This is a genomic window from Pseudomonas sp. MYb2 (assembly GCF_002979955.1).
Classification (GTDB): domain Bacteria; phylum Pseudomonadota; class Gammaproteobacteria; order Pseudomonadales; family Pseudomonadaceae; genus Aquipseudomonas.
This window is the reverse complement of record NZ_PCQC01000004.1, coordinates 368,186-387,830: the sequence shown is the minus strand read 5'-3', so window position 1 is coordinate 387,830 and position 19,645 is coordinate 368,186. Positions and strand designations below refer to the sequence as shown.

Below are 19,645 nucleotides of genomic sequence, written 5' to 3'. Positions count from 1 at the left end.
CTCCCACAGGATTTGTGTCGTTTACAGAATTTGAATTCAACACCGAATCCTGTGGGAGCTGGCTTGCCAGCGATGGCGATCTAAAGTACGACCGTACGATTGGCGTTCAAAAAAACCCTTCTTTCGATGTGATACCCAACGGCACGGGCAAGGGTCAGGCCTTCGATATCACGCCCCTTGGCAATCAGATCCTCAGGGTAATGACTGTGATCCACCGCCTCGACGCCCTGGGCAATGATCGGCCCTTCATCGAGGTCGTTGTTGATGTAATGCGCCGTCGCGCCAACCAGCTTCACGCCCTTGTTGTAGGCCTGGTGGTACGGTTTGGCGCCCTTGAAGCCCGGCAGCAGCGAGTGATGAATGTTGATCGCCTTGCCATCGAGCTTGCGGCACAACTCCGGCGACAGCACCTGCATATAGCGCGCGAGAATCACCAGTTCGGCGCCGGACTCTTCGATCACCTGCCACACCTGACGCTCCTGCGACGGTTTGTCGTTGGGGTCGAGGGGGAAATGGTAGTAGGGAATCTGGTGCCAGTCGGCCAGCGGCTTGAGATCCGGGTGATTGGACACCACCGCCGCGACGTCCATCGACAACTGACCGATGCGCTGGCGATAGAGCAAATCGTTAAGGCAGTGATCGGCCTTGGAAACCATGATCACCACTTTCGGCCGGTAGTTTGGCGCTGTCAGCTCGAAGATCATGCCGAATGCCTGTCCGCGTTCGGCTAAACCGGCGCGGAAGGACTGTTCGTCGAAGCCGTCGGGCTGGCGGAATTCCACGCGGATGAAGAAACGCCCCGAGAGGCGGTCATCGAACGAGTGGTGCTCGGTGACGTAGCAACCCTGCTCGAACAGAAAACGCGTCACCGCGTCCACGGTGCCGAGGACGCTGGGGCAGTCGGCGGTCAGAATCCATGTGTCTGGGGCGCGGCTCATGGTGCGGTGACTCCTGTTCTTTGTGCGGGGTGGCAGGTTTTTCCCTCACCCTAGCCCTCTCCCAGAGGGAGAGGGGACTGACCGAGTTGTTCTCTCGCGTTACGCCGACCTGAGATATCGGGTCGAACTCAGGCTCGAAAACCACACAAATCTGCTCCCTTTCCCCCTCTCCCCCTGGGGGAGAGGGCTGGGGTGAGGGGGGTGGCTTTTGATCTTCAGGCCTGAACGCTCAACCCGTACTCAGCCGAAGCATCCTGCAACCACAACCACCAGTAATCCGAGAAGCTGCGACGAATCAGCAGTTCCCAAGTGTCTTCGGCGGTATGACGAATCATCAGCTGCGACTTGGCGAACACCGTGCCGACCGCTTTACCGACCGGAAAGTTATTCGGATGCACGTCATAGCTGGTCGACTTCATCAGCACCTGACGCACGTTCGGCCCGCTGAGTTCGAGCACCTGCTGGCCGCCGCTGACGTTGACGATCGCGATGTGCAGATCGCCCAGCGCTTCACGCAGTTTCTGTTCGGCAGCGAATTCTTCGCCGCTCGGCACGATCAGCAGCCACTCGTCCGGGCCCATCCATTGCAGGCTGGTTTCGCCTTTGACGATCACGCTCAGGGCGCCGGGCAATTCGATGCCCAGCGCTTTATGGACGCCGGCGGCGAACGCCGCATCGTGGCCATCGCCACGGATGGTCAGGTGACCGAGGAGTTTCTTTTCACGCACGATCACACCGGCGTTCTTGCGGCCCTTGCCGACCAGGCTGGCGAGGTCGGCATGGTGCAGCGACGACTCGGCCTTGGCGCCGGTGGTCGGGCGTTGTTGGTAAACATTGGCTGTGGTCATAAAGCACCTTCCTGAATTCTTGATCGTTCCCACGCTCTGCGTGGGAATGCCGCCATGGACGCTCTGCGTCCGCTCTTGGGACGCAGAGCGTCCCGGGATGCATTCCCACGCAGAGCGTGGGAACGATCAGTGTCAGATGTTCTGGCGATCACCCTTCGGATCGAAGAACACCGAAGAAACGATTTCCGCCTCGATCACGCTGCCATCGGCCAGCGGTGCAAACACCCGCTCCCCAAGACGCTTCAGACCGCCCTTGACCACACCCATGGCAAACGAATAGCCGAGGGAGTTGTGCGCGTAGCTGGAGGTCACGTGGCCAACCATGGTCATCGGGATCGCCTGCTTGGTGTTGAACACCAATTGCGCACCTTCCGGCAGCCACACGTTCGGATCGATCGGCTTGAGTCCCACCAGTTGCTTACGCTGATCTTTCACGCAGTCTTCACGGTTCATCCCACGCTGGCCGATCCACGAGAACGGTTTGGTGCGACCCACGCACCAGCCCATGTTCAAGTCGTCCGGGGTCATCGAGCCGTCAGTGTCCTGGCCAACGATGATGAAACCCTTCTCGGCACGCAGCACGTGCATGGTTTCAGTGCCGTACGGGGTCAGGTTGTACTGCTTGCCGGCCTCGACGATTTTCTCCAGCACGCCCATCGCATAGTCGGCCTGCACGTTGACTTCGTACGACAGCTCACCGGTGAACGAAATGCGGAACACCCGCGCCGGCACACCGCCGACCAGACCTTCTTTCCAGGTCATGAACGGGAACGCTTCGTTGCTCAGATCAATGTCGGTCACGGCGCTGAGCAGCTTGCGGCTGTTCGGCCCGGACAGGGTCATGGTCGCCCAGTGGTCGGTGACGGAGGTGAAGTAAACCTTCATGTCCGGCCATTCGGTCTGGTGGTACAGCTCCAGCCACTGCAATACGCGAGCGGCGCCGCCGGTGGTGGTGGTCATGACGAAATGGTTGTCGGCCAGACACGCCGTGACACCGTCGTCGAAGACCATGCCGTCTTCTTTGCACATCAAACCGTAGCGGGCTTTGCCCACGTCGAGCTTGGTCCAGGCATTGGTGTACACGCGGTTGAGGAACTCGCGGGCATCCGGGCCTTGAATGTCGATCTTGCCGAGGGTCGAGGCGTCGAGCAGGCCGACGCTGTCGCGCACGGCTTTGCATTCGCGCTTCACCGCGGCATGCAGGTCTTCGCCGTTTTTCGGGAAGTACCATGGACGCTTCCACTGACCGACGTCTTCAAACTCGGCGCCGTTCTTCACATGCCAGGCGTGCAGTGCGGTATGACGCACCGGCTCGAAGATGTGCCCACAGTGACGACCGGCCACGGCGCCGAAAGTCACCGGCGTGTAGTTCGGGCGGAACATCGTGGTGCCCATTTGCGGGATGGTCACGTTCAGCGAGCGGGCGGCGATGGCCAGACCGTTGACGTTGCCGAGCTTGCCCTGATCGGTGCCGAACCCCAGCGCGGTGTAGCGTTTGACGTGCTCGACTGACTCGAAACCTTCGCGGGTTGCCAGTTCGATCGCTGCAGCGGTCACGTCGTTTTGCAGGTCGACGAATTGCTTCGGCGCCCGTGCGGTGTTCTTTTCATGCGGCACCTGGAACAGCGCCAGCGTCGGTTCTTCGTGACGGCTCAGGGCTTTCGGCAGCACGCCTTCGACAGTCTGGAAACCGGCTTCAGCGGCAGCGCGCACGCCGCCTTCAAAACCATCGGCCAGAGAATCACCGAGTACGTAAACGCCGTTGATGCCACCGACGCACACGCGTTTCTGCGGTGCTTCGCCCGGTACGAAGCCGAGGATGTCTTCGCGCCAGGTCGGCTTGCCACCGAGGTGCGAAGCCAGGTGAACGACAGGGCTGTAACCACCGGAACTGGCGACCACATCGCAGTCGAGCCATTCGCCTGGGCTGGTCACGGCGTGGGCTTTGACATCAATCGCAGCAACACGGGCAGCGGTGACACGCTTGCTGCCACGGGCTTCGATCACGGCGCTGCCGGTGAGAATCCGAATACCTTTGGCGCGGGCTTCTTCCACCAGCGCACCACGCGGATTGCTGCGCGCATCGGCGATGGCGACCACTTGCAGGCTGGCGTCGAGCCAGTCCAAAGCAACGCGGTAGGCGTGATCGTTGTTGGTGCTAAGAACAAGCTTCTTGCCCGGAGCTACGCCGTAGCGACGCACGTAAGTCGACACAGCGCCGGCCAGCATGTTGCCCGGCACGTCGTTGTTGCCGTAAACCAGCGGACGCTCGCAAGCACCGGTTGCCAGCACGACACGCTTGGCGCGAACACGGTGAATACGCTGACGCACCTGGCCAATCGGCGCGCGGTCACCGAGGTGATCGGTGAGGCGCTCGTGAATGGTCAGGAAGTTGTGGTCGTGGTAACCGTTGACCGTGGCGCGCGGCAACAGCAGCACGTCCGGGGTGTTCTTCAGTTCAGTGATGACACTGGCAACCCAATCCATCGCCGGTTTGCCGTCGAGGCTTTCACGAGAGTCGAGCAGGCTGCCGCCAAACTCTTCCTGCTCATCGGCAAGAATCACTCGGGCACCGCTGCGCGCAGCGGCCAGTGCAGCGGCGAGACCGGCCGGACCAGCGCCGACGATCAGCACGTCGCAATGCTGGTTCATGTAGTCGTAGGTGTCCGGATCGACCTCGGTCGGCGAGCGGCCCAGACCGGCAGCCTTGCGAATGTACTTCTCGTACGTCATCCAGAACGATTGCGGGTACATGAAGGTTTTGTAGTAGAAACCCGGCGGCATCAGCTTGCCGCCGACCTTGCCGAGAATGCCCATCATGTCGTTGTTGACGCTCGGCCAGCCGTTGGTGCTGGTCGCGACCAGACCTTGATACAGCGCTTGTTGCGTGGCGCGCACGTTGGGAATCTGGGTGGCTTCGGTGGCACCGATCTGCAGCACCGCGTTCGGCTCTTCGGCACCGGCAGCAAAGATCCCGCGAGGACGCGAATACTTGAAGCTGCGGCCAATGATGTCGACGCCGTTGGCGATCAGCGCGGCGGCCAGCGAGTCACCCTCGAAGCCTTTGTAGCTCTGACCGTTGAAGGTGAAGCTCAGCACTTTGTTGCGGTCGATCCGTCCACCGTTGGACAGGCGATTGGTCTGGCTCATACCTTCTCTCCCTGCGCCGTCGTGGCTGTTTTCGCCGAATCAGCCTTGTCGGTGAATTGCGGCTTGGTGCCGATCTTGTAGGTTTCGAGAATCTCGTAGGTCACGGTGTCGCGGGTGACGTTGAAGTACTGACGGCAACCGGCAACGTGATCCCACAGTTCGTGGTGCAGACCGCGCGGGTTATCGCGGAAGAACATGTAGTCGCCCCACTCCTCGTCGGTGCAGGCGCCTGGATCGAGCGGGCGCGGAATGTGCGCCTGACCGGATGCGTGGAATTCCTCTTCGGAGCGCAGTTCGCCGCAGTGAGGACAGAAGATATGCAACATGGGGATTTCTCCTGTTAGTGGGCGACGGCAGCAGCGCCGTGTTCGTCGATGAGTGCGCCGTTGTGGAAACGGTCGATGGAAAACGGTGCGGCCAGCGGGTGCATTTCACCCTTGGCCAGACTCGCGGCAAACACGTTGCCCGAGCCAGGCGTTGCCTTGAAGCCACCGGTGCCCCAACCGCAGTTGAAGAACATGTTCGGCACCGGGGTTTTCGAAATGATCGGGCAAGCGTCCGGCGTGGTGTCGACGATGCCGCCCCACTGGCGGTTCATGCGTACGCGGGACAACACCGGGAACATCTCGACGATGGCCTGAATGGTGTGCTCGATCACCGGGTACGAACCACGCTGGCCGTAGCCGTTGTAGCCGTCGATACCAGCGCCGATCACCAGGTCGCCCTTGTCGGACTGGCTGATGTAACCGTGCACGGCATTGGACATGATCACGCTGTCGATAATCGGTTTGATCGGTTCCGACACCAGCGCTTGCAGCGGGTGGGATTCGATCGGCAGACGGAAACCGGCGAGCTTGGCCATGTGCCCGGAGTTACCGGCAGTGACCACACCGACGCGTTTGGCGCCGATGAAACCCTTGTTGGTTTCAACACCGATGCACACGCCGTTTTCCTTGCGGAAACCGATGACTTCGGTCTGTTGGATCAAGTCCACACCGAGGGCGTCAGCGGCACGGGCAAAGCCCCAGGCCACGGCATCGTGACGGGCGACGCCGCCGCGACGCTGAACGGTGGCGCCCATCACCGGGTAGCGGGTGTTTTTCGAGCAGTCGAGGTACGGAATCTCGTCAGCGACTTGCTTGGCGTTGAGCAGTTCGCCATCGACGCCGTTGAGGCGGTTGGCGCTGACCCGACGCTCGGAATCACGGATGTCCTGCAGGGTGTGGCACAGGTTGTAGACGCCACGCTGAGAGAACATCACGTTGTAGTTGAGGTCCTGCGACAGGCCTTCCCACAGTTTCATTGCGTGTTCGTAGAGGTGCGCCGACTCGTCCCACAGGTAGTTGGAGCGCACGATGGTGGTGTTGCGCGCGGTGTTACCGCCGCCCAGCCAGCCTTTCTCGACCACGGCCACATTGGTAATGCCGTGTTCTTTTGCCAAGTAGTAGGCAGTCGCCAGACCGTGCCCGCCGCCGCCGACGATGACCACGTCGTAGACCTTTTTCGGCGTCGGCGTGCGCCACATGCGCTGCCAGTTTTCGTGGTGGCTGAGGGAGTGTTTGAAGAGGCCGAAGCCCGAATAGCGTTGCATAGTCAGTTACTCCAGAACACTCAGCGATAAACCGGGAAGTCTGCGCACAGGGCCGACACTTGCTGGGCAACATTGGCCTCGACGTCGGCATCACCGAGGTTGTCGAGGATGTCGCAGATCCAGCCAGCCAACACTTCGCACTGGGTCACCTTGAAGCCGCGAGTAGTGACCGCCGGGGTACCGATGCGCAGGCCCGAGGTCACGAACGGCGATTGCGGGTCGTTCGGCACGGCGTTCTTGTTGACGGTGATGTGCGCACGGCCAAGGGCGGCGTCAGCATCTTTGCCGGTCAGACCCTGACGGATCAGGCTGACCAGGAACAAGTGGTTGTCGGTGCCGCCGGACACTACATCGTAGCCACGTTTGATAAACACGCTGGCCATCGCCTGAGCGTTGTCGATCACTTGCTGCTGATAAGCCTTGAAGCCTGGCTCCAGCGCTTCCTTGAAGCACACGGCTTTACCGGCGATGACGTGCATCAGCGGGCCACCCTGAGCGCCGGGGAACACGGCAGCGTTGAGCTTCTTCTCGATCTCTTCGTTGGACTTGGCCAGGATCAAGCCGCCACGTGGGCCGCGCAGGGTTTTGTGCGTGGTGGTGGTGACCACGTCGGCGTACGGCAGCGGGTTCGGGTACAGACCGGCAGCGACCAGGCCGGCGACGTGGGCCATGTCGACGAACAGCAGCGCGCCGACCTTGTCAGCGATCTGACGGAAGCGCGGGAAGTCGAGGGTCTTCGAGTAAGCAGAGAAACCGGCGACGATCATTTTCGGCTTGGATTCGACGGCGAGACGTTCGACTTCGTCGTAATCGATCAGCCCGGTGTCGGTGTTGATGCCGTACTGCACGGCGTTGTAGAGCTTGCCCGAGGACGACACTTTGGCGCCGTGGGTCAGGTGACCACCGTGGGCCAGGCTCATGCCGAGGATGGTGTCGCCCGGCTGGATCAGCGCCAGGTACACGGCGCTGTTGGCCGAAGAACCGGAGTGCGGCTGGACATTGGCGTAATCGGCGCCGAACAGCTGCTTGGCGCGCTCGATGGCCAGCGCTTCGACTTTATCGACGTGCTCGCAGCCACCGTAGTAGCGCTTGCCCGGATAGCCTTCGGCGTATTTGTTGGTCAGGCCGCTGCCTTGCGCTTCCATGACGCGTTTGCTGGTGTAGTTCTCTGACGCGATCAGCTCGATGTGATCTTCCTGACGTTGCTCCTCGGCATTCATCGCCGCCAGCAGTGCATCGTCGTAACCCTGGATCTGGTCTTGCTTGCTGAACATCGCGTCTCTCCCAGCGGCATCTGTGCGCCATTCGTCTCGGTAAGGCACTGGCAATCACGGCAGTGCCCTTTGATGCCGATGGTATGACCGGCGCAGACAGCTCAAATGCCTGCGCGCGCCACGCAAAGGTGCGTTTACGACATGGCTGAAAATGGCTTGTTGAATCTGCACAGATCCCCTGTAGGAGTGAGCCTGCTCGCGATGGCGGTGGGTCAGATACGCCGCCATCGCGAGCAGGCTCACTCCTACAGGGGGTTATGCGGCGAGCTGGCGGATAAGTAGCAGCAGGAGGAAATGCGCGGGATAGAGGGCATAAGCCCAGCGCCGCATCGGCGGTGGCTGGAGATGTCGCACATGTCGCAACAGGAACATTCCGAGCACTGGCGCAAACAGACAGGTGGCAATGCCAAGAATGGCGACGCTGCTACCGAACCTTGCCGAGTCGTAAAGCACTTGCCACTGATTCGCTGCGAGGCATATCAAACCCGGCAGCAAGCTGAAGTACCACGGCCGGCGAAACACCAATAGCATCGCCAACGGGAGCAGAACCCCGAAGAAGCCGAACATCAGTCGTTCCGGGAAAACTATCGCCATCACCAGGGCAGCAACACCCAGCAATCGCGACATGATCGAGGGATCCTGCCACCCCCGCGCCACCAGTAAACCCAGCGCCAACGTCGGCATCACGTTCAACGTATCCGGCTCTGGAATGTACAGCCGATAGGGGATTTCACTCACGGCGCTGAACAACACCAACCAGCCCAGATAGCGCCATTCCGTCTTCCGCGAACCATCGCGCGCCAGATTCGCCGCCATCGCCAGACAAAACCATGGAAACGCCAGCCGCCCCGGCACGTACAGCCAATCGGCGGAGAACCCGACATATCGCAGGTGATCGAGCAACATGCTCAGCAGCGCCAGCCACTTGAGCAGATCCAGCGCGCCGTCGCGTTTTCTCAGGTGCATAATCGGCCTGCGTCCATGTAATGTTCTGACAGCGACATCCCGTGTGCTCCCCGGAAGATCTTCGGTAAAGTGCGCACCATCATTGACCACGAGCCTTCACAAGAGTCTCGACCACGGAAGCCGGCCATGACCGACAAGAGCCAACAATTCGCCAGCGACAACTATTCCGGTATCTGCCCTGAAGCCTGGGCTGCCATGGAACAGGCCAACCACGGCCACCAGCGCGCTTACGGCGACGATGAATGGACCGCTCGCGCGTCCGATCATTTCCGCAAACTGTTCGAAACCGACTGCGAAGTGTTCTTCGCCTTCAACGGCACCGCCGCCAACTCGCTGGCGCTGTCGTCGTTGTGCCAGAGTTACCACAGCGTGATCTGCTCGGAAACCGCCCACGTCGAAACCGACGAATGCGGCGCCCCGGAATTCTTCTCCAACGGCTCGAAACTGCTGATCGCCGGCACTGAAAACGGCAAGATCACCCCGCAGTCGATCCGCGAAGTCGCGCTCAAGCGTCAGGATATTCACTACCCGAAACCGCGCGTGGTCACCCTGACCCAAGCCACCGAAGTCGGCAGCGTCTACACCCCGGAAGAAGTCCGCGCCATCAGCGCCACCTGCAAAGAGCTGGGCCTGCACCTGCACATGGACGGCGCGCGTTTCTCCAACGCCTGCGCGTTCCTCGGTTGCTCGCCAGCAGATTTGACCTGGAAGGCTGGCGTCGACGTGCTGTGTTTCGGCGGCACCAAGAACGGCATGGCCGTGGGTGAGGCGATCCTGTTCTTCAACCACAAACTGGCCGAAGACTTCGACTATCGCTGCAAACAGGCCGGTCAGTTGGCGTCGAAAATGCGCTTCCTTTCGGCACCGTGGGTCGGCATCCTTGAAACCGATGCATGGCTGAAATATGCGCGCCACGCTAACCACTGCGCACAATTGCTGGCAGAACTGGTCAGCGACATTCCGGGCGTCGAACTGATGTTCCCGGTCCAGGCCAACGGCGTGTTCCTGCAACTGTCGGAACCGGCCATCGCTGCGTTGACCGCGAAGAACTGGCGTTTCTACACCTTCATCGGCAAGGGCGGCGCACGCTTCATGTGCTCGTGGGACACCGAAGAAGAACGCGTCCGCGAACTGGCCCGCGACATCCGCGAAGTCATGTCCGCCTGACCTGACGCCTGCGCACTGATCGTTCCCACGCTCTGAGTGGGAACGCCTCCCGGGACGCTCCGCGTTCCAGCCCCAGATGCTAAACACCGCGATGACGCGGAGCGTCAGTGGCTGCATTCCCACGCGGAGCGTGGGAACGATTTTCGGTCGGGAATGATTTTTCCCACCAGCACTTCAGACTTCTCTGCTAGCGCAATCACTTCGTCCGTCTCACCCTGATCGTTCCCACGCTCTGCGTGGTAATGCCTCCCGGGACGCTCCGCGTTCCATTCCCGTCGCACCGCAAGATTCAAGGAAGAATCCCATGGGCCGCAGCCGCTATACCATTACCGAAACCGACAAACCGCATTTTCTGACCTGCACGATCATGGAATGGTTACCGCTGTTCATCCGCCCATACATCGTCGACCACCTGCTCAACTGCTGGCGATATCAACAGGCCCACAATGACTTGAAGCTGTACGGCTACGTGATTCTGGAAAACCATCTTCACTTCGTCGCTCAGGCGCCCGACCTGAGTAAATGCCTCAGCCAATTCAAATCATTCACTGCTCGACAGATTATTGATGACTTGCAAAGCAAAGGCGCTGACAAAGCCCTGCAACGGCTGCGCTTTAGCAAACGGGCGCACAAGCAGGATCGCGTGTATCAGCTGTGGCAGGAAGGCTCCCACGCAGAGATGGTTTATAGCGAATCGGTCATGCGCCAGAAGCTTGAATACATCCACAACAACCCGGTGAAACGCGGGTATGTGGATTTGCCAGAGCATTGGCGTTATTCGAGTGCCAGGGACTACGCGGGAACGCCGGGGCTGATCGAGGTTCAGTGCTGGTATGGAAATGGGACGCAGAGCGTCCCGGGCTGCATTCCCACGCTGAGCGTGGGAACGATCAATGGCGGAGAAAGTGCTACCTGATCTGCTTGGTCTACATTGTCTGTCGAGCCCTCCGCTCGCATAACAATAAGCAGGAGCATCGGCATGTCGTTACAAGGCAAAACCCTGTTCATCACTGGCGCCAGCCGTGGCATTGGCCGTGAGATTGCGCTGCGTGCCGCGAGGGACGGGGCCAATATCGTGATTGCGGCGAAGAGCGCCGAACCCCACGCCAAACTGCCCGGCACCATTCATAGCGTCGCCGCTGAAGTCCAGGCGGCGGGCGGCAAGGCGTTGGCGTTGCAGGTGGATGTGCGTGATGAGGACGGCGTACGCCGGGCTCTCGCCCAAGCCAACGAACATTTCGGCGCTATCGATGCGCTGGTAAACAACGCCGGGGCGATCAAGTTGACCGGTGTGCAGCACATCGAACTCAAGCGCTTTGACCTGATGCACCAGATCAACACCCGTGCGGTGCTGCTGTGCAGTCAGGCCGCCCTGCCCTATCTGAAGAAATCCGCCGGGCATATTCTCAATCTGTCGCCGCCGCTGAATCTGGCGAGCAAGTGGTTTGCGCAGTTCAGCCCGTACACGGTGACCAAGTACGGCATGAGCATGCTGACGTTGGGGATGAGCGAGGAATTTGCCAGTTACGGGATCAGCGTCAACTCACTGTGGCCGCAAACGATGATTGCCACGGCGGCGATTGAGTTTCAGTTGGGCAATCGCGAGTCGTTCAAACAAGCGCGCCAGCCTTCGATCATGGCGGATGCCGCGCATGTGATTCTGGATAGCAGCAACCGGCAGATCACCGGGCGGTTGTTGATTGATGAGGAGATTTTGCGGGAGAGCGGCGTTGGCGAGTTTGAGCATTACCGGTTTGATCGGGAAAGCGAGGCGGCGTTGATGCCGGATTTGTTTGTTGACTGAAATAGCCCCTCACCCTAGCCCTCTCCCAGAGGGAGAGGGGACTGACCGTGGTGTTTATCAGAGTTACGCCGACGTGAAATACCGAGCCGAACCCACATTTTGAAAAGCCCAAAAATCGGCTCCCTCTCCCTCGGGAGAGGGCTGGGGTGAGGGGCAAGCCGTACGCAAAAATTCGAACCACTCAAAAATCGATACGCACATCCCCCTTCGGCACACTGCAGCACGACAAGATAAACCCTTCCGCCTCATCGTCCTCGGTAATCCCGCCGTTGTGCTCCATCTCCACCTCACCGCCCAGCTTGAGCACTTTGCACGTCCCGCAAATCCCCATGCCGCAGGCCTTCGGAATCATCAGCCCCAGCTTGGCCGCCGCCGCATGCACGGTCTCACCCGGTGCCACACGAATGCTCTTGCCGGACGAGGTGAATTCGACCTGATGCAGGTCGGCGATATCGATTTCCGGCGCATCCGCTGCCTGCTCGGCCTGTTCCACCGCATCGGCACGGGCTTCCGGTGGCGTCGCACCGAAGGATTCCTCGTGATAACGCGACATGTCGTAACCGGCCACTTCGAGCAGGCGCTTGACCGCGTTCATGTACGGCGTCGGGCCGCAGCAGAACACCTCGCGCTCAAGGAAGTCCGGCACCATCAATTCGAGCATCTTGTGATTCAGGTAACCGCGATATCCGGCCCATGGCTCACCCAAGCCATGCTTCTCGCAAATCAGATGCAGGCTGAAGTTGTCGATCCGCGACGCCATGTGCTCCAGCTCGCGGTGATAAATGATGTCTTTGGGCGAGCGTGCACTGTGGATAAAGGTCATGTCGACGTTGGCGTTGGTGTCGTAAAACCAGCGCGCCATCGACATGCACGGCGTGATACCGACGCCGCCGCTCAGATAGAGGACTTTCGGGCTCGGGAAATCGATGGCATTGAACAGCCCGACCGGCCCGTGCACCGCCAGCTCCTGCCCTTCGTGCAAGGTGTCGTGCAGCCAGTTGGAAACCTTGCCGCCCGGCACGCGTTTGATCGTCACCGAAAAGCTGTACGGCACCGACGGCGAACTGGAAATCGTGTACGAGCGCATGATCGGCTGCCCTTCGATTTCCAGCTCCAGGGTGACGAACTGCCCGGGCTTGAAGAAGAACAGGATCGGCTGGTCAGCCATAAAGCAGAAGGTGCGCACGTCCCAGGTTTCCTGGATGACTTTGACGCAACGGACGATGTGTCGGCCATTGGCCCAGGTCTGGGTGGTGACCGGATTCAGGAAGCTGTTGGACATGCTGTTCTCCACGGCCGACTGTCGGCCTCATGTCGGCGATTCTGCGTATAGCGCGAACCGCCCGTTTACCTATCCGCGACATCGGCATACTTATCGCGACCAGCCCCCAACCACCGGGGGTTGCGCGTCGGGAACAGATTGCACCATGTCGCCCATGGATAAGGTTGCGCCCTGCGCCGGGCCCACACTCGCCCCAACACCAAGACAGCTTCTTTACACCTTGCGTAGCAACCGTTAGCAGCACACCTGATCAGCCACTTTTCGCCGGCCACGCAGATGGCCATGAGGATCACATCGATGGACGTCACCGCAAAAATCAGCCTGGGCGATCCGCTGGAACCCGCACGCAAGGCCACCGCGCAAATGCTCCAGGAGCGCGAGCGCACCTTTTCGCTGCCGCAACCTTTTTATAGCGATGAGCGGCTGTTCGATATCGACATGCAGGAGATCTTCCAGAAAGAATGGTTGATCGCCGGCATGACCTGCGAAATCCCGGCCAAAGGCAACTACCTGACCCTGCAGATCGGCAAGAACCCGATCATCGTCATCCGGGGTGCCGAAGGCGTGGTGCATGCGTTCCACAACGTCTGCCGTCACCGTGGCTCGCGTCTGTGCACCAGTGAAAAAGGCAAGGTCGCCAAACTGGTCTGCCATTATCACCAGTGGACGTACGAGCTGGACGGTCGCCTGCTGTTCGCCGGCACCGAAATGGGCGCCGACTTCGACATGAAGCAGTACGGCCTGAAACCGGTGAACGTGAAGACCGCCGGCGGCTACATCTTTATCAGCCTGGCCGAGAATCCGCCGGCCATTGATGACTTCCTGTCGACGCTGAACCATTACATGGAACCGTACGACATGGAGAACACCAAGGTGGCAATCACCACCACCTTGATGGAAAAAGCCAACTGGAAACTGGTGCTGGAAAACAACCGCGAGTGCTACCACTGCAACGCGTCGCACCCGGAACTGCTGAAAACCCTGCTGGAATGGGACGACGTCACCGACCCGCGCGCCGATCAGGCGTTCAAGGACCACGTCGCCGCGTCCGCCGCTGCCTGGGAAGCCGAGAAGATTCCTTACGCCCACGCCAGTTTCGGCCTGCGCAACCGCATCGTGCGCATGCCGCTGCTCAAAGGCACCGTGTCGATGACACTCGACGGCAAACAGGGCTGCGCGAAACTGATGGGCCGGATCAAGAACCCGGATCTGGGCTCGATGCGCATCCTGCATCTGCCACATTCGTGGAACCACTGCATGGGCGACCACATCATCGTCTTCACCGTGTGGCCGATCAGCGCACAGGAAACCATGGTCACCACCAAGTGGATCGTGCACAAGGATGCGGTTGAAGGCGTGGATTACGATGTGGAACGCATGCGCCAGGTGTGGGATGCGACCAACGATCAGGACCGGCGTCTGGCGGAAGAGAACCAGCGCGGGATCAACTCCACGGCGTATCAGCCTGGGCCTTACTCGAAGACGTATGAGTTTGGTGTGGTCAACTTCGTTGATTGGTACAGCGAGCGCCTGTTGAGCAACCTCGGCGCCGAGCCTGCGCCGTACCTCAAAGGCGTGCCTGTGCAGGGCTGATCAAGATCAAAAGATCGCAGCCTTCGGCAGCTCCTACAGGTGGAATGCGTTCCCTTGTAGGAGTGAGCCTGCTCGCGATAGCTATCTCACCTTCACCACATCCCTGAACCTTGATTGCACAATTTCTGATCAATCACCCCACACCCTATACCCACCAAGCCTCCCAGCCTTTCGCAAACAAGTTATCCACATAGCCACCCACAGCAAATGGGGGTAACTGTGGATGAACGAAAAAATAACTGACTGATTTATGAAGAAAAATCGTGACTTATCCAGAAGTACGGTTTGCAAGACGCATTGGTTGTTTTTTGATCATATTCCTGTAAGCCAAGTTCTGCATGGTCTGTAGAGGATGACGAACACGTTATCCACAGAAGCGCCAACAGAGTTCGGGGGTAACTTTGCCTTATCTGTGGAAAAGCCTTGGAGGCTGTGTGAAATCGGGATTTGCGCGGGAGTTTTTCGTCGAAACAGATTAATTGATTGTTTTTTGATCAACTCTTCACAGGCCACGTTTTATAAGGGTCTCAGCGGATAGCGAACATCTTATCCACAGAAGCGCCAACAGAGATTGGGGGCAACTTGCTGAGTTATCCTGGCGAAAAAGCCCTGAAAATCCGTGACTTAGGCTGGCTGTTTTTTGATCGGATAGCTGCAGGGCTTGAATGACGTGGGGTGTAGAGAGGGGCGAACATGTTATCCACAGATCGACCAACAGGGACTGTGGGTAAACCGCTACCCTCATCTGAACGCCGCCCGCCCAGCCCTCTCCCGGAGGGAGAGGGAGCCGACCGAATCGCCTATTTGAACTCCATCGACCTGAACGAACATTGTGATCTCAGGCTTGGCCAAACCAACGTCACCACGCAATCGCAGGTCGATGTAATTAGCCAATACCACTCGGTCGGTCCCCTCTCCCTCTGGGAGAGGGCTAGGGTGAGGGGCTTTTCAGCGAACAACACCTTCTTCAATCAGCAACTTGAGAATCGCTTCAGCACCGGCCTGCGCGGTAACTCCTTTGAGCACCTGTCCACCGCCGCCACTGGCTTTGGCCGTCGCTGCTTTCATCCGGTCGGCACCGCTTTTGGCTTTGATCACTTTCAGGCGCTTGGGCCTTGGTTTGGCCGGTTGCAGGGTGGCGGCAGCGAGGAGTTCATCGTCGATAACTTCAACGTCGTCCGCCTCCAGCACCCCACGACGCGCCGGGCCGTAGGCACTCTGCCGAGGCTTCGGCGCAGCGTTATCCACAGTTGCCATAAACGGCAGCTTCACCTTCAACCGCCGCCGCTGCCCACGCGGCAACGCTTGCAGCACTAGCGCCGAACCGTCATTGATCGACTCCACCTGAGCCAGCCCCACTACCAGCGGCCAGCCCAGACCTTCCGCCAGCAGGAACGGCAACATCCCCGAACCTTCACCGGTTTCTGCCTGGCTGCCGGTCAGCACCACCTGCGCACCGGCATCGCGCAGATACGCGGTCAGCGCCGGCAGCGCATCGGCGCCAGCCGGTTGCTCCAGCACGTGCATCTGTTCCAGCCCCATGCCCAGGTAGGCGCGCAACGCCGGTTCCGCAACGTCGCCGGCATGCAGCACTTGCAGGTTATCCCCAGCCAGTTGCAGACCCAGTTCCACGGCGCGCGCGTCCTGATCAGCACGGCGTGGCCGCCCGGAAGTCGGGTGAGCGCCGATTGAAACCAGACTGATTACTTTCGTGTTCATAGCGTTTCCTTAAGCCGCATCGCGCTTGGCTTCGTTGCGGTAAGCCGCGACCGCTTCGATCAACGCCTGAAGAATCTCCGCGCTCTCGCCGATCACCGACAAATCGGCACGCTTGATCATGTCGCAACCCGGATCAAGGTTGATTGCCACGACCTTGTCGCAGGCACCAATGCCTTGCAGGTGCTGGATCGCGCCTGAGATACCCACAGCCACATACACCCGCGCGGTCACCCAGGTGCCGGACGCGCCGACCTGGCGATCACGGGCCATGAAGCCATCGTCCACGGCGACCCGCGAAGCGCCTTCGGTAGCGCCGAGCACTGCGGCCGTTTCGTGGAACAGCGCCCAGTCTTTGACGCCGTTGCCGCCGGAGAAAATGAACTCCGCTTCGGCCATCGGAATCGCCGCCGGGTCCACTGCCACCGCACCGAGATCCTCAATCCGCGACAGGCTGCGCGCGACACTTGTGGATAACTCCACCGGTAATACTTCATGACGGGTTTCACTGACTGGCTCGGCGCATTCGGCCGCCGCCAGAATCAACCGCGCGACCGGACGGGCAAGGTCTTGCAAGCCCGCACCTGCACGGCCGATGCACTCCTGATCCTTGACCTGCCAGACCCGTGTCGCCGGGCGCTCGCCCAATGCTGCAGCAAAACGCCGACCGAGTTCACCACCACCGCTGCGACTGTCCGGCAGCAGCCAATGCCGTGGATTGAACTGGTTATCCACAGCGCGCAAACCTTGCACGCGTTGCTCCGGTGCATAACCGTTGAACTGTTCGCCTTCGAGCACCAGCAGGCGATCGACGCCAGCAGTGGCGAAAGCGTTTTCCTTGTGCTCGCCAAAAACCACGGCCAACACCGCGCCGTCATTACCGGCAAGCTGATGGGCGAGACCGAGCAAGTCACGGTCGTGGCTGCTCAAGCGACCGCCGACCATGTCCGGCACCACGCTGATGTAGAACGCCGGGGCCGGCACTTGATGCAGCGGCAATTGCACTTCCACAGCCGCCGAACGTTTGACCGCCCCGCCCTGTTGCGCACCGCTGCGGTCGATCCGTTTGATGCCGTTGGGGCCGATAAAACCGATGCCGTGCAGGTTCTTGCGGATGACGCCGTTGGGCCCCATCCAGCTGTGTTGCGCCGGTTGCATGGCCGCATGCAGCGGATGCAGGCGGTTACGCGCAATCCATTCGGCGCGTGGGTCGCGGCGGATAATGTCGCTCATCAGTGGGCCTCCGCAGGTTCACGTTTGGCCGGGGTGGCAGGCTTGCTCGGCGCGGCGTCTTCGAGCAGCGCGTCGGCCACCAGTTCAGCGATGTCCTTGATCAGCGGACGCGGTTCGACCACGCCTTCGAGCATCGCCGTGCACTGTGGACAACCCACGGCCACCAGTTCGGCGCCGGTCTCGCGGATGTCTTCCATGCGCATATCAGGTATCCGTTGCTTGCCCGGAATGTCGGTGATCGGCGCCCCGCCACCGCCGCCGCAGCAGCGCGAACGGAAGCCGGAACGTTGCATCTCTTTGACTTCAATACCGAGCGCACGCAGCACTTCACGCGGCGCTTCGTACTCGCCGTTGTAGCGGCCGAGGTAGCACGGATCGTGATAAGTCACGCTGTTGCCTTTGTGCTGTCCGAGATTGAGTGCACCGGCCTGAATGATTTCCGCCATGTAGGTGCTGTGGTGCTGCACCAGGTAGTTGCCGTCGAACGCGCCGTACTCGTTTTTCAGCACGTGGAAGCTGTGCGGATCGCAAGTGACAATGCGGTTGAAGCTGTATTTGGCCAGAGTCTGGATGTTGCGTTTGGCGAGCAACTGGAAGGTCGCTTCATCGCCGAGACGCCGCGCCACATCGCCACTGTCACGCTCTTCGAGACCGAGCACGGCGAAGTCGATTTTCGCCGCTTTCAGCACTTTGACGAACGCGCGCAGGGTGCGCTGGTTACGCATGTCAAAAGCACCGTCGCCAACCCAGAACAGCACGTCGGTGGATTTCTTTTCGCTGAGCAGATTGAGGTTCAGATCCGCCGCCCAGTTCATCCGACCGCCCGGAGCAAAACCGCCGGGGTTGTCGGTGGCGATAAGGTTTTCGAGAACTTCGGCCCCCTTGTTCGGGGTCGCGCCTTTTTCCAGGGTCAGATGGCGGCGCATGTCGACGATGGCGTCGACGTGCTCGATCATCATCGGGCATTCCTCGACGCAGGCGCGGCAGGTGGTGCACGACCAGAGGGTTTCGGCGTCGACCAGACCGTTGACGATCGGTTGATGCGGATTGCCTGAGTGTTCGCCGATGGGTTTGCCAGGATAAGGACTGCCGGCGAACTTGGCATCGGTGCCGCCAGCGAGGCCGACGACCATGTCCTGAATCAGTTTTTTCGGGTTCAGCGGCTGGCCGGCGGCGAAGGCCGGGCAGGCTGCTTCGCACTTGCCGCACTGCACGCAGGCGTCAAAACCGAGTAACTGGTTCCAGGTGAAATCCTTGGGTTTTTCCACCCCCAGTGGTGCGTTCGGATCGTTCAGATCCAGCGGCTTCAAACCGGTGGAACGACCGCCGCCAAAGCGTTCGGCGCGACGGTGCCAAGCCAGATGTAGCGCACCGGCGAAGGCGTGTTTCATCGGCCCGCCCCAGGTCATGCCGAAGAACAACTCCGACACGCCCCACAGCACACCAATCCCCAGAATCGCCGCAAGCACCCAGCCGCCGAAGTTCTCCGGCAGGATTCCAGCCACTGGCAAGGTCAGCAGAAAGAACGACGCCGAGAACGCCAGCAGGCTTTTCGGCAGGCGCATCCACGGACCTTTCGACAGCCGCGCGGGCGGGTTGCGCCGACGCAGATAAACGAAGATCGCGCCGACGAACATCACTGCCGTCATCAGCAGCAAGGCGTAACCGAGAATGCGGTTATGCAGGCCGAAACCGTGCACCAGCAGCGCCAGCACAATCGACGCCACCGCGCCGCCGGCCGTGGCCACGTGGGTATTGGCGATGTATTTGTCCCGCGCCACCACATGGTGCAAATCGACCATGTAACGCTTGGGCATGGCCAACAGGCCGCCGATCAGATCGACCTTCGAGGCCCGGCCCCGACGCCACATGGCCACCCGCCGCAACGCGCCAAGGACACCAAGGCCGATAGCTGCGAACAACAGGATTGGAAGAAGGGTGTTCAACATGGTGAAGCTCCCACCAGTACAACCTGGAGAAACACGGCGTTCAATGATCGTTCCCACGCTCTGCGTGGGGATGCATCCCGGGACGCTCCGCGTCCCAAGCGGACGCAGAGCGTCCATTGCGGCATTCCCACGCA

14 protein-coding genes and 1 pseudogene are annotated in these 19,645 nt (G+C 60.3%); 4 read left to right on the top strand and 11 right to left on the bottom strand.

Features of this window, described 5'->3' with window-relative positions; all coding sequences use genetic code 11:
- Positions 1-80: 80 nt before the first annotated feature.
- From purU to CQ009_RS09125, 7 genes are all read right to left on the bottom strand, one after another.
- A complete protein-coding gene (gene purU / locus CQ009_RS09160; protein ID WP_008086918.1) occupies positions 81-938 on the bottom strand; it encodes a formyltetrahydrofolate deformylase in 858 nt (285 codons plus the stop codon).
- A gap of 215 nt (positions 939-1,153) precedes the next feature.
- A complete protein-coding gene (locus CQ009_RS09155; RefSeq protein ID WP_008086919.1) occupies positions 1,154-1,786 on the bottom strand; it encodes a sarcosine oxidase subunit gamma in 633 nt (210 codons plus the stop codon).
- Positions 1,787-1,918: 132 nt separating this feature from the next.
- The gene (locus tag CQ009_RS09150; RefSeq protein ID WP_105705689.1) at positions 1,919-4,936 is read right to left on the bottom strand and encodes a sarcosine oxidase subunit alpha; all 3,018 of its coding nucleotides are present in this window, start codon (positions 4,934-4,936) and stop codon (positions 1,919-1,921) included.
- On the bottom strand, positions 4,933-5,262 hold the full coding sequence (locus CQ009_RS09145; RefSeq protein WP_105705687.1) for a sarcosine oxidase subunit delta: 330 nt from the start codon (positions 5,260-5,262) through the stop codon (positions 4,933-4,935). The genes CQ009_RS09150 and CQ009_RS09145 overlap by 4 nt, the downstream gene beginning before the upstream one ends.
- A gap of 14 nt (positions 5,263-5,276) precedes the next feature.
- Positions 5,277-6,527: a sarcosine oxidase subunit beta gene (locus CQ009_RS09140; RefSeq protein ID WP_003206307.1), complete on the bottom strand. Its 1,251-nt coding sequence runs from the start codon at positions 6,525-6,527 to the stop codon at positions 5,277-5,279.
- A 20-nt stretch (positions 6,528-6,547) separates the two neighbouring features.
- Positions 6,548-7,801 (bottom strand): serine hydroxymethyltransferase, encoded by a 1,254-nt coding sequence (locus CQ009_RS09135; protein ID WP_008086924.1) that lies wholly within the window; start codon positions 7,799-7,801, stop codon positions 6,548-6,550.
- Positions 7,802-8,056: 255 nt separating this feature from the next.
- Positions 8,057-8,767, bottom strand: a complete 711-nt coding sequence (locus CQ009_RS09125; RefSeq protein WP_105705685.1) for a TraX family protein — start codon at positions 8,765-8,767, stop codon at positions 8,057-8,059.
- A gap of 126 nt (positions 8,768-8,893) precedes the next feature.
- Between CQ009_RS09125 and CQ009_RS09120 the strand changes: the two genes are divergently transcribed.
- The 3 genes and pseudogenes from CQ009_RS09120 (at position 8,894) to CQ009_RS09105 (ending at position 11,738) form a co-directional block, all read left to right on the top strand.
- A complete protein-coding gene (locus CQ009_RS09120) occupies positions 8,894-9,934 on the top strand; it encodes a low specificity L-threonine aldolase (RefSeq protein WP_064119210.1) in 1,041 nt (346 codons plus the stop codon).
- 304 nt (positions 9,935-10,238) lie between these two features.
- Positions 10,239-10,769 (top strand): annotated as a pseudogene (locus CQ009_RS09110) (transposase); the annotation flags it as partial.
- Positions 10,770-10,913: 144 nt separating this feature from the next.
- Positions 10,914-11,738 carry an NAD(P)-dependent oxidoreductase gene (locus CQ009_RS09105; RefSeq protein WP_064388156.1) on the top strand — a complete coding sequence of 275 codons (825 nt, stop codon included), beginning with the start codon at positions 10,914-10,916 and terminating at the stop codon, positions 11,736-11,738.
- A gap of 181 nt (positions 11,739-11,919) precedes the next feature.
- Here CQ009_RS09105 and gbcB read toward each other — a convergent pair whose 3' ends face one another.
- Positions 11,920-13,020, bottom strand: a complete 1,101-nt coding sequence (gene gbcB / locus CQ009_RS09100) for a glycine-betaine demethylase subunit GbcB (RefSeq protein WP_064388155.1) — start codon at positions 13,018-13,020, stop codon at positions 11,920-11,922.
- Between the two features lie 297 nt (positions 13,021-13,317).
- Between gbcB and gbcA the strand changes: the two genes are divergently transcribed.
- Positions 13,318-14,613 carry a glycine-betaine demethylase subunit GbcA gene (gene gbcA / locus CQ009_RS09090; RefSeq protein WP_064388154.1) on the top strand — a complete coding sequence of 432 codons (1,296 nt, stop codon included), beginning with the start codon at positions 13,318-13,320 and terminating at the stop codon, positions 14,611-14,613.
- Positions 14,614-15,561: 948 nt separating this feature from the next.
- Here the strand turns inward: gbcA and CQ009_RS09085 are convergent.
- The 3 genes from CQ009_RS09085 to dgcB are packed head-to-tail and all read right to left on the bottom strand — an operon-like array spanning position 15,562 to position 19,511.
- Complete coding sequence (locus CQ009_RS09085; RefSeq protein WP_064388153.1) at positions 15,562-16,332, bottom strand: electron transfer flavoprotein subunit beta; 771 nt, start codon at positions 16,330-16,332, stop codon at positions 15,562-15,564.
- A gap of 9 nt (positions 16,333-16,341) precedes the next feature.
- The gene (locus CQ009_RS09080) at positions 16,342-17,562 is read right to left on the bottom strand and encodes an electron transfer flavoprotein subunit alpha/FixB family protein (protein WP_105705682.1); all 1,221 of its coding nucleotides are present in this window, start codon (positions 17,560-17,562) and stop codon (positions 16,342-16,344) included.
- Positions 17,562-19,511, bottom strand: coding sequence for a dimethylglycine demethylation protein DgcB (dgcB, locus tag CQ009_RS09075; protein WP_105705680.1), 1,950 nt, complete (start codon positions 19,509-19,511; stop codon positions 17,562-17,564). Before dgcB ends, CQ009_RS09080 begins: the two co-directional genes overlap by 1 nt.
- Positions 19,512-19,645 lie beyond the last annotated feature (134 nt).

Excerpts from the sequence above, each read along its gene's own strand:
- CQ009_RS09080 (WP_105705682.1), bottom strand. The coding sequence starts at position 17,562 with ATGAGCGACATTATCCGCCGCGACCCACGCGCCGAATGGATTGCGCGT.
- CQ009_RS09140 (WP_003206307.1), bottom strand. The coding sequence starts at position 6,527 with ATGCAACGCTATTCGGGCTTCGGCCTCTTCAAACACTCCCTCAGCCAC.
- gbcA (WP_064388154.1), top strand. The coding sequence starts at position 13,318 with ATGGACGTCACCGCAAAAATCAGCCTGGGCGATCCGCTGGAACCCGCA.
- CQ009_RS09135 (WP_008086924.1), bottom strand. The coding sequence starts at position 7,801 with ATGTTCAGCAAGCAAGACCAGATCCAGGGTTACGACGATGCACTGCTG.
- CQ009_RS09150 (WP_105705689.1), bottom strand. The coding sequence starts at position 4,936 with ATGAGCCAGACCAATCGCCTGTCCAACGGTGGACGGATCGACCGCAAC.
- purU (WP_008086918.1), bottom strand. The coding sequence starts at position 938 with ATGAGCCGCGCCCCAGACACATGGATTCTGACCGCCGACTGCCCCAGC.
- gbcB (WP_064388155.1), bottom strand. The coding sequence starts at position 13,020 with ATGTCCAACAGCTTCCTGAATCCGGTCACCACCCAGACCTGGGCCAAT.
- CQ009_RS09125 (WP_105705685.1), bottom strand. The coding sequence starts at position 8,767 with ATGCACCTGAGAAAACGCGACGGCGCGCTGGATCTGCTCAAGTGGCTG.
- CQ009_RS09145 (WP_105705687.1), bottom strand. The coding sequence starts at position 5,262 with ATGTTGCATATCTTCTGTCCTCACTGCGGCGAACTGCGCTCCGAAGAG.
- CQ009_RS09155 (WP_008086919.1), bottom strand. The coding sequence starts at position 1,786 with ATGACCACAGCCAATGTTTACCAACAACGCCCGACCACCGGCGCCAAG.
- CQ009_RS09085 (WP_064388153.1), bottom strand. The coding sequence starts at position 16,332 with ATGAACACGAAAGTAATCAGTCTGGTTTCAATCGGCGCTCACCCGACT.
- dgcB (WP_105705680.1), bottom strand. The coding sequence starts at position 19,511 with ATGTTGAACACCCTTCTTCCAATCCTGTTGTTCGCAGCTATCGGCCTT.
- CQ009_RS09120 (WP_064119210.1), top strand. The coding sequence starts at position 8,894 with ATGACCGACAAGAGCCAACAATTCGCCAGCGACAACTATTCCGGTATC.
- CQ009_RS09105 (WP_064388156.1), top strand. The coding sequence starts at position 10,914 with ATGTCGTTACAAGGCAAAACCCTGTTCATCACTGGCGCCAGCCGTGGC.